This is a genomic window from Streptomyces silvae (genome assembly GCF_016745505.1).
Taxonomy (GTDB): domain Bacteria; phylum Actinomycetota; class Actinomycetes; order Streptomycetales; family Streptomycetaceae; genus Streptomyces; species Streptomyces silvae.
Map to the genome: position 1 here is coordinate 1 of NZ_JAERUC010000194.1, position 3,538 is coordinate 3,538.

General features: G+C 71.7%; 4 protein-coding genes and 1 pseudogene. All 5 read left to right on the forward strand.

Annotated elements, in window-relative coordinates:
• Positions 1-347, forward strand: a pseudogene (locus tag JKV81_RS31740) (beta-ACP synthase); the annotation flags it as partial.
• Complete coding sequence (locus tag JKV81_RS31745; protein WP_202079064.1) at positions 344-1,558, forward strand: ketosynthase chain-length factor; 1,215 nt, start codon at positions 344-346, stop codon at positions 1,556-1,558. The pseudogene JKV81_RS31740 and the gene JKV81_RS31745, both read left to right, overlap by 4 nt.
• 214 nt (positions 1,559-1,772) lie before the next feature.
• Positions 1,773-2,045, forward strand: a complete 273-nt coding sequence (locus JKV81_RS31750; RefSeq protein WP_124277446.1) for an acyl carrier protein — start codon at positions 1,773-1,775, stop codon at positions 2,043-2,045.
• Positions 2,046-2,250: 205 nt separating this feature from the next.
• Positions 2,251-3,036, forward strand: coding sequence for a 3-oxoacyl-ACP reductase FabG (gene fabG, locus JKV81_RS31755; RefSeq protein ID WP_124277445.1), 786 nt, complete (start codon positions 2,251-2,253; stop codon positions 3,034-3,036).
• 50 nt (positions 3,037-3,086) lie between these two features.
• On the forward strand, positions 3,087-3,538 hold a 452-nt coding region (locus tag JKV81_RS31760; protein ID WP_202079066.1), incomplete at its 3' end, for an aromatase/cyclase.

Below are 3,538 nucleotides of genomic sequence, written 5' to 3' on the forward strand. Positions count from 1 at the left end.
CGCACGGCTCGGGCACCAAGCAGAACGACCGGCACGAGACCGCGGCGTTCAAGCGGAGCCTCGGGGACCACGCGTACCGCACCCCGGTCAGCTCCATCAAGTCCATGGTGGGGCACTCGCTCGGGGCCATCGGGTCCATCGAGATCGCCGCCTCCGCACTCGCGATGGAGCACAACGTCGTGCCCCCGACCGCGAATCTGCACACCCCGGACCCGGAGTGCGACCTCGACTACGTACCGCTGGTGGCGCGGGAGCAGCTCACCGACGCGGTGCTGACCGTGGGCAGCGGCTTCGGCGGATTCCAGAGCGCCATGGTGCTGGCGCGCCCCGAGAGGAGTGCGGCATGACCACCTCAGTCGTAGTGACCGGCCTGGGCATCACCGCGCCCACGGGTCTCGGCACACGGGACTACTGGGCGGCCACGCGGGCCGGTAAGAACGGCATCGGCCGGGTCACCCGGTTCGACGCCTCGTCCTATCCGGCGACCCTCGCGGGGGAGGTCCCCGGCTTCGCCGCGGAGGAGCTGCTCCCGAGCAGGATGCTGCCGCAGACGGACCGGATGACCCGCCTCGCGCTCGTCGCCGCGCAGTGGGCGCTCGACGACGCCGGCGTGGACCCGAAGGAACTCGCCGAGTACGACATGGGCGTGGTGACGGCCAGCTCGTCCGGCGGCTTCGAGTTCGGCCAGAACGAGCTGCAGAAGCTGTGGAGCCAGGGCAGCCAGTACGTCAGCGCGTACCAGTCGTTCGCCTGGTTCTACGCCGTCAACAGCGGCCAGATCTCCATCAGCAACGGGCTCAAGGGCCCCAGCGGGGTGATCGTCAGCGACGAGGCGGGTGGTCTGGACGCCCTGGCCCAGGGGCGTCGGCTGATCCGCAAGGGCACCCGGATGATCGTCTCCGGCGGTGTCGACGCGTCCATCTGCCCCTGGGGCTGGGTGGCGCAGCTCGCCGCGAAGCGGCTGACCACCAGCGACGAACCGGCCCGCGCGTTCCTGCCGTTCGACGCCGAGGCGTCCGGTTACGTCCCGGGCGAGGGCGGCGCGATCCTGATCATGGAGTCGGCCGAATCGGCCCATGAACGCGGGGCGCGCGTCTACGGCGAGGTCTGCGGCTACGGCGCGACCTTCGACGCCGCGCCGGGCAGCGGACGCGAGCCCGGGCTGCGCAAGGCCATCGAGTTCGCCCTCGACGACGCGGGCGTACGGCCGGAGGACGTGGACGTGGTCTTCGCGGACGCGGCCGGCGTGCCCGAGCTGGACCGGGTCGAGGCCCAGGCCCTCGCGGAGGTGTTCGGCGAGAGAGGCGTCCCCGTCACCGCGCCGAAGACGATGACCGGACGCCTCTACTCCGGCGCGGCGCCCCTGGACGTGGCCACCGCACTGCTGGCCATCGAGGAAGGGCTCATCCCCCCGACGGTCAACTCCCGGCCGGCCGACGAGTACGGCATCGACCTGGTCACCGAGCACCCGCGCACCGCCGATGTGCGTACGGCGCTGGTGGCGGCCCGCGGCTACGGCGGCTTCAACTCCGCCGTCGTCGTCCGTGCGGCGGACTGACCGCCGCACCCCGAGAACCGCCCCCCGCCCACGGTCTCATCCCCCGTGCCTGCGGGTGGGGGGCGCCTATTCCCCCGTACGTACGTCCCGTGACGGGCGCGGCTGCCCGGAGCCGCCGCCCGCCCCCTCCACCGGGCACGCCCCCCAGGAACCACCCGCACGTCCCGGGCCTCCGGCCCACTCACGCATGACCATGACGAAAGGACGACCCCACATGACCACGCACGAATTCACCCTGGACGACCTGCGGCGCATCCTCCTGGAGGGCGCGGGGGCCGACGAGGGCGTCGACCTCGAAGGAGACATCCTCGACGTCCAGTTCGAGGCGCTCGGCTACGAGTCCCTCGCCCTGCTGGAGACCGGCAGCCGCATCGAGCGCGAGTACGCCATCGTCCTGGACGAGGACCTGCTCACCGACGCGGACACCCCGCGCGCGCTGATCACGGCCGTCAACGAGCACCTCCTGGCGGCACCGCGCGCCGCCTGAGCCGGCCGGTCGATCCTTCCCCCGTCCGGGTGGGGTGCGCACACATCCCCAGCCCCGCCCGGACGAACCGCCCGACGAACCGCCCTGTGCACCGCCGGCGAACCGCCCGTCGAACCGCCGGGCGAAACCGCCCGACGAGCCGCCCGATGAACCGCCGGGCCGAACAGCCCGGGCCGACCACTCACGGAACATACGGAGAAGAGACATGTCGTTGCAGGAGAAGCGGGTCGCCCTGATCACGGGCGCGACCAGTGGCATTGGCCTCGCGAGCGCGCGGGCGCTGGGCGCCCAGGGGCACCGGGTTTTCATCGGGGCGCGTAACGCGGAGAACGTCGCCGCCACCGTGAAGGAGCTCCAGGCCGAAGGGCTGGAGGCCGACGGAGCGGTCCTGGACGTACGCGACTCCGCGTCGGCCGCCGCCTTCGTCCAGGCCGCGGTCGACCGGTTCGGGAGCGTCGACGTCCTGGTCAACAACGCCGGCCGGTCGGGTGGCGGCGTGACCGCCGACATCGACGAGGAGCTGTGGACCGATGTCGTGGACACCAACCTCAACAGCGTCTTCCGGCTGACGAAGGAAGCCCTCAACACCGGCGGCATGCGCGGCAAGAGCCGTGGCCGCATCATCAACATCGCCTCCACCGCCGGGAAGCAGGGCGTGGTGCTCGGCGCCCCGTACTCCGCCTCCAAGCACGGCGTGGTCGGCTTCACCAAGGCGCTGGGCAACGAGCTCGCCCCCACCGGCATCACGGTCAACGCCGTCTGCCCCGGTTACGTCGAGACGCCGATGGCCCAGCGGGTCCGGGCCGGCTACGCCGCCGCGTACGAGACCACCGAGGACGCCATCCTCGACCGCTTCCAGTCCAAGATCCCGCTCGGCCGCTACTCCACCCCGGAGGAGGTCGCGGGCATGGTCGCCTACCTGGCCTCCGACACCGCCGCCTCCGTCACCGCCCAGGCCATCAACGTCTGCGGCGGCCTCGGCAACTTCTGACCCGCACACCGAGGGTGCCGAGGGCATCCGAGACCCGAAGAGGACGTCCCATGACAACCCGCGAGGTTGAGCACGAGATCACCATCGCCGCGCCCGCGCCGGACGTGTACCGGCTGCTGGCCGACGTCACCAACTGGCCGCGGATCTTCCCGCCCACGATCCATGTGGACCAGGTGGAGTCCGACGGATCGCAGGAGCGGATCCGGATCTGGGCGACCGCCAACGGACAGCCGAAGAACTGGACGTCCCGCCGCGAACTCGACCCCGAGGGGCTGCGGATCACCTTCCGCCAGGAGGTCACGGCGCCCCCGGTCGCCGCCATGGGCGGTACCTGGATCATCGAGCCGCAGCCCGGCGGGCCGGCTTCCTCACGGGTACGGCTGCTGCACGACTACCGGGCCGTCGGCGACGACCCGCACGACCTGCTCTGGATCGACGAGGCGGTCGACAGGAACAGCCGCTCCGAGTTGGCGGCGTTGAAGGAGAACGTGGAGCGGGTCCA